This is a genomic window from Pontibacter harenae (assembly GCF_020907245.1).
GTDB lineage: Bacteria > Bacteroidota > Bacteroidia > Cytophagales > Hymenobacteraceae > Pontibacter > Pontibacter harenae.
Window position 1 is genome coordinate 1 of record NZ_JAJJWH010000086.1, and the last position, 5,397, is coordinate 5,397.

General features: G+C 56.5%; 7 protein-coding genes. 5 read left to right on the plus strand and 2 right to left on the minus strand.

What is annotated here, in order from left to right:
- Nucleotides 1-263 (plus strand): hypothetical protein (locus LN893_RS20125; protein ID WP_229973188.1); only part of this gene is annotated, 263 nt, incomplete at its 5' end.
- Nucleotides 264-272: 9 nt separating this feature from the next.
- On the opposite strand, the gene LN893_RS20130 is transcribed toward LN893_RS20125, so the two are convergent.
- Both LN893_RS20130 and LN893_RS20135 read right to left on the minus strand, forming a co-directional pair.
- The gene (locus LN893_RS20130; RefSeq protein WP_229973190.1) at nucleotides 273-839 is read right to left on the minus strand and encodes a hypothetical protein; all 567 of its coding nucleotides are present in this window, start codon (nucleotides 837-839) and stop codon (nucleotides 273-275) included.
- 2 nt (nucleotides 840-841) lie between these two features.
- Nucleotides 842-1,774 (minus strand): metallophosphoesterase, encoded by a 933-nt coding sequence (locus LN893_RS20135; RefSeq protein WP_229973192.1) that lies wholly within the window; start codon nucleotides 1,772-1,774, stop codon nucleotides 842-844.
- Between the two features lie 182 nt (nucleotides 1,775-1,956).
- Here LN893_RS20135 and LN893_RS20140 point away from each other — a divergent pair, with 182 nt between their 5' ends.
- From LN893_RS20140 to LN893_RS20155, 4 genes are all read left to right on the plus strand, one after another.
- A complete protein-coding gene (locus LN893_RS20140; protein ID WP_229973194.1) occupies nucleotides 1,957-2,301 on the plus strand; it encodes a hypothetical protein in 345 nt (114 codons plus the stop codon).
- Between the two features lie 44 nt (nucleotides 2,302-2,345).
- Nucleotides 2,346-3,038, plus strand: coding sequence for an SOS response-associated peptidase (locus LN893_RS20145; protein ID WP_229973196.1), 693 nt, complete (start codon nucleotides 2,346-2,348; stop codon nucleotides 3,036-3,038).
- Nucleotides 3,039-3,125: 87 nt separating this feature from the next.
- Nucleotides 3,126-3,590 carry a LexA family protein gene (locus tag LN893_RS20150; protein ID WP_229973198.1) on the plus strand — a complete coding sequence of 155 codons (465 nt, stop codon included), beginning with the start codon at nucleotides 3,126-3,128 and terminating at the stop codon, nucleotides 3,588-3,590.
- On the plus strand, nucleotides 3,587-4,855 hold the full coding sequence (locus LN893_RS20155; protein WP_229973200.1) for a Y-family DNA polymerase: 1,269 nt from the start codon (nucleotides 3,587-3,589) through the stop codon (nucleotides 4,853-4,855). Before LN893_RS20150 ends, LN893_RS20155 begins: the two co-directional genes overlap by 4 nt.
- Nucleotides 4,856-5,397: the final 542 nt, after the last annotated feature.

Genomic DNA, 5,397 nt, shown 5'->3' on the forward strand with positions numbered 1-5,397 from the left:
ACAAAAATGCAAACATCATACATTGTGAACCACAACTAAAAGATGATTATCGGTTAATTAACTTGCCAGCAAAATCACTAGGCATGGTAGGTGAGGAATACTCTTTCAGTAAACCAGTATCCGCCCTACTGAATCTGAATATCCCAGCCAGCTTTTTGCAGAGCAGGCGTAATCAACTTAGTGCAGATGTCACGCTCGGAGAGGGTCTTTTTGTTAAGCATGTTTTCAGGCGGTGGTCAGGAGTTGTAAATATAGGTTCATGAATATTCTTTTCAAAGTACATGTTTCAACTTCTTTCTAAAGTCAGCAACCAGGCTTGGGGCCTGTAGTTTGTCCCCGTAGAGAAACATCTCCGCCGTGGCGTCAGGTACCAGATCCACCATCCTGTTGCCGTACTTTTCCTTTAGGATGCGCCCGATCTCCATAAACCGCCCGTAGCCTTCCCACACCATCGGCTCGCGCCAAATCTCCTTTCCCTGGTGCTCTACTATGTTAAGATCCTCACCCTTTACCCTATCCGCCCTGAAGGTGAACACGATGCCGCTTTCCTGTATTTCAGGGAGCTGTTCTGGGCTATTCAGGCTAAGCCTTTTGAACCGCTCGCGGAAGTTTACCTCTCTGAGTGCCGCCTTTCTTTCGGCCTCACTGCCGTGTGTGACTGTTTCGTGGTAGCTGGGAAACTCTACGACGGCGAGCATCTCGTAGCAGTTGGGGCAGGAGAGGTCTATCACCATACCGCCGTAATTCTGGCAGCTGTCTCTGCCCTGACCGTACCAGCCGCAGTGCCCGCAGGCAAGGCTGCAGTCTTTGTACTCGGAGTAACTGACGAAAGGTGCCATGGCTAGTGCGCTGTGGGTGAAACGTGAACAAACCTGGCTGGATCCAGTTTCCGCTCCCCGTCCCACCTGTAGGCCACCAGCTTGCCCTGCTTCGCCACGCTGTAGTCCACACAGCAGACGTTGCCTGAGAAAACGCTGACCTCCGCCTGGCCCGAGAGCCAATAGTGGCCGAAGAAGACGGGCCTCTCACTCTCAGGATAGGGGCCGTTGCCCTCGGTCAGCGTATTCGGCACGGGATCGTCTGAGAGCGTGTCTAGCGGCTCCACGCTGTACTGCCTGTAGGTGACCCTCTCAGGGTTCAGCCACCACTTTATCCGTAGCTCCGTGCGCTCGTGCCCGTCCTTGTCCCTGAAGGTAAGGCCCCGCGGCATCCCCAGCTCTTTGCCCTTTAGCGTTACCTCTACGGCTTCATATAGTCCAGTGCCCTTTTTGTAGCGGTTCTTGAGCAGCCCGTCCGTCAGCCTGCCGTCCACGAGGTTCTCTTTCAGGTGCTGGATGTGGGTTTCGTCCCAGCAGGCGTGCACCACCCGCATATTCTCCTCCTCGTGGTAAAGCGGCAGTGTCCTGAACCATTCGATGTAGGCCAAATACGCTTCCTCCTTTCCCTCGAACTGCCGCAGCGTCTCAGCGTGCTGGCTTTTGTTCTTATCCGTGCGCTCGCGCAGGTAGTTGCCTTCAGCGTCCCTTGTGTTGTAGAGGATGGCGTTAAGCTCGTGGTTGCCCATCAGCGCGAGGGCGGCCCCGTGCTCGGCCATGGCTTTGACTATCCCCAGCGCTTCCGCAATCTGAGGCCCCCTGTCTATGTAGTCGCCCACGAAGACGGCCTTTCTGCCTGGGTGGCTGTAGTGGCCCCCGCTTTTGCCGTAGCCCAGTTTTTGGAGCAGTAGCTCAAGCGCGTCGGCGTGGCCGTGTATGTCCCCGATAATGTCGTACATCCTTTTTCTGTGTATGGAGTGGCAATCCTTCTGTTGATACCCCTTTTGCTCGCAGGCATGCCTGCAGACTTACTGCGTGCGCCGTAGCGGCGGGTGTTGTGCCGCAGAGCACTTGAAGGCAGTAGGCAGAAATATTATTTAATATCTATAATTATCAATTGATTTCCTATTGCCGTAACGTTTTGTTACAGAATGTTACAAAACGTTACGGCATAAAAGCAGTGTTCTTCTCCCTGTTGCTTAGCCAGTACTGTCACAACGCTTTAGGCATCGGTAGCGCCTTACTCTTCAGCTTAATCTGCGGGAATTCTTCTCAACCGTTACTATTTGTTATAGTTTGCTACAACAGGTTACATGCTGTAACAAACCGTAACGAGGCCGCTAGAGCACGAACAAAAGGGGAGGCCTGTTCCCTAGAGAAAGCTGTGGTAGGCAAGGCGGAAGTCTGCCTTCGCCGCGATGCGCGTTCAGTCTGTTTGCCTAAAGACTCACACCTGGATGCGCGGTACCATACCGATAGGCTGTAACTTTGCGTAACAGGATTAACTATTTTCTACAGCCACTAGACACTATGTGCGGACGCTACTCCATTATCAGCAGGAACAGGGAGTCGAAAGGCTCGGTCAGAGCCGCCAGGCTGCTGCAGCAGGCCGAGGCGGAGAACCGCTTCAACGCGGCACCCTCGCAGTCGCTGCCCGTCATCACAAGCGATGCGCCAGACGAGCTGCGGTTTCTTAGCTGGGGCATGCTGCCGCACTGGGCCAGGGAAAAGGGCTACAAACACAAGTCCATCAACGCTAGAGCCGAGACGCTGACCGAGAAACCCATGTTCCGTGAGCTTGTCAACCGCAGGCGCTGCCTGGTGCCCGCCGACGGCTTTTACGAGTGGCGCACGACGGCGGTGGGCAAACAGCCCTACCGCTTCCTCCTGAAGGACGAAGGCCTCTTCTGCTTCGCGGGGCTCTGGGACGAGTGGGCAGATACGGAGACGGGGGAGGTGATCCGCAGCTACACGCTCATCACCACGCAGCCGAACGAATTGATGCGGCCCATCCACGACCGCATGCCCGTGCTGCTGCACCCAGACAAGGAGGCGCTGTGGCTCTCGGATGCCCGCGCAGACGAACATATCCTCTCGCTGCTGAGCCCTTACCCGAGCTCTGAGATGAAGGCTTACCCCGTCTCGAAACTGGTCAACTCGCCCGCCCGCGACACGCCCGCCGTGCTGGAGCCCGCAGCCGAGCAGGGGGACCTGTTTAGCTAAATTAAATAGTTATGCTAAAAATTTTAGCTAAATATATAGCCTTTTCATAATTTGCCGCCGTAAAAGAAGGCCAAACAAGAGAAGGCAATGAAAGAAGCGAGCGTCATACCCCTGCACCCCCTGTCAGAGCCGCGGGTGCTTTACCTGAACTTTGAGAGCGAGACGACCGTGCCGCTGGCGGTGGCCACCGTGCAGGCGGGTTTCCCCAGCCCCGCCGACGACTACGTCTCGGGGCGCGTGGACCTGAACACCTACCTGTCTAAGAACCCGACCTCCACGTTCCTGGTGCGGGTGGAGGGCGACAGCATGATCGGGGCCTATATCGCACCAGGCGACCTGGCGGTGGTCAACAAGGAGCGGAAGGCAAAGAGCGGCGACATCGTGCTGGCCTATGTCAACGGCGAGTTCACCATCAAGCGCTACGAGCTGCAGACCGACGGGGCCTACCTGGTGGCCGAGAACCCGAAGTACCCGCCGATACGGGTGACGGAGGCGGACACTGGCCGCATCTGGGGCGTGGTGGTGGGCACGGTCAGGAGCTTCGACCAATGACCAGCCTCTTCGGCATCGTCGACTGCAACAACTTCTACGCCTCCTGCGAGCGTGTCTTCGACCCCAGCCTGGAGGGAAAGCCCATCGTGGTGCTGAGCAACAACGACGGCTGCATCATCGCCAGGAGCAACGAGGCCAAGGCGCTGGGCCTGCAGATGGGCCAGCCTCTGTTCGAGGCAAGGGAGCTGATTGAACAAAATCAGGTGCAGGTGTTCTCCTCCAACTACGAGCTCTACGGCGACATGTCTTCGCGCGTGGTGGAGACGCTCACGCGCTTCAGCCCGAATGTGGAGGTGTACAGTATCGACGAGAGCTTCCTGGACCTGGGCGACTTCTACAGAACCGATCTGAATGCCTACGCCCGAGAGATAAGGGACACGGTGGGGCAGTGGCTGGGCCTGCCCGTGGCCGTGGGCGTGGCCCCGACGAAGACGCTGGCCAAAATCGCCAACAGGATCTCGAAGAAGCCAGAGAAGGCGGACGGGGTGCTGGTGCTCACCGACGGGCGGCACATCGAGGCGGCGCTGCGGCGTACGGAGGCGGGGGACGTGTGGGGCATCGGGCGCCGCTACGCCAAGAAGCTGGCGGGCTACGGCGTGCACACGGCCTGGGACCTGCGAAACGTCACCGACGCCTTCGCCAAGAAACATCTGACGGTGGTGGGCCTGCGCACGGTGCGGGAGCTGCGGGGCGAGGCCTGCATCGAGCTGGAGACGGTGCCGCCAGCCAAGCAGAACATCTGCACCTCGCGAAGTTTCGGCACGGCCATCACGGAGGTCGACGGTATAGCCGAGGCACTGACAACGCACGTGATCAGGTGCGCCACCAAGCTCAGGAGGCAGAAAAGCAAGGCGGGGGCCATGACGGTGTTCGCCATGACCAGCAGATTCGCGCAGGAGGGGGAGGTGTACTCCAACTGCCGCACCGTCACCTTCGACACACCGACCGACTCGGAGCCCGAGCTCATACGCCACGCCCTGAAGGCGCTGCGTGAGATCTATCGCCCTGGCTTCCGCTACCGCAAAACAGGGCTCTTGCTTTTGGACCTGGTGCCCGCGGACTCGGTGCAGCTGAGCCTGCTGGACACGGTGGATAGGGAGAAGCACGCGCAGCTGATGCAGACACTGGACGGGCTTCGGGAGCGCTTCGGGCACGGCACGGTGAAGTACGCGACGCAGGGTACGGAGGAGAAATGGAAAAACAAGCAGGAAAAGCTTTCGCCCTGCTACACCACCCGCCTGGAGGATCTGATCAGGGCAAAATAACAGCTCAGTTGATCTACAGAGGCAGGGCAACTCTTAATATAATACTTTAACAAGCAGCCTTACTTCTTGACACCGCGTATTTCTGAGAGAGCGTAGTCATACAGTTTCTGGCGGTTTATTATGAAGTCTTCCCTTGGCCTGTTTGATCAGCTAAAGCTACCGTTTAGTCTGTTGAAGTGAAAAAGGTGCTTGATATGAAATTGCAACAGACCTCTACGATACGGAGGTCGCCGAAATCAGGGAGAGTACCGAGAGCAAGTGCTGTAAGGTGCAGAAGGGTGGCGTGCACTTTTTCAAAACCGCTGACACTGCATGTCTCTTCAATACAATGAACAAGAAGCACCGCCAGGTGATCTACCTAGAGTTTAATAACAGGGAATTATCGGAAGGATTAGAGTGGCTGGAGCGGGAAGAAGTTCTCAATTCTTAATCACAAAGTTGTATAGAGACAAATGTTTTCTTACTGCAGTTGTTTACAGGATAAATAATAGGCGTAAGGGAGTGAGCTCCTCCCATTTTTAAGACATGTCAAAAGTAGAGAA

Bases quoted from the DNA above. Each gene is read 5' to 3' on its own strand.
- LN893_RS20135 (WP_229973192.1), bottom strand. From the start codon at position 1,774: ATGTACGACATTATCGGGGACATACACGGCCACGCCGACGCGCTTGAG.
- LN893_RS20130 (WP_229973190.1), bottom strand. From the start codon at position 839: ATGGCACCTTTCGTCAGTTACTCCGAGTACAAAGACTGCAGCCTTGCC.
- LN893_RS20155 (WP_229973200.1), top strand. From the start codon at position 3,587: ATGACCAGCCTCTTCGGCATCGTCGACTGCAACAACTTCTACGCCTCC.
- LN893_RS20145 (WP_229973196.1), top strand. From the start codon at position 2,346: ATGTGCGGACGCTACTCCATTATCAGCAGGAACAGGGAGTCGAAAGGC.
- LN893_RS20150 (WP_229973198.1), top strand. From the start codon at position 3,126: ATGAAAGAAGCGAGCGTCATACCCCTGCACCCCCTGTCAGAGCCGCGG.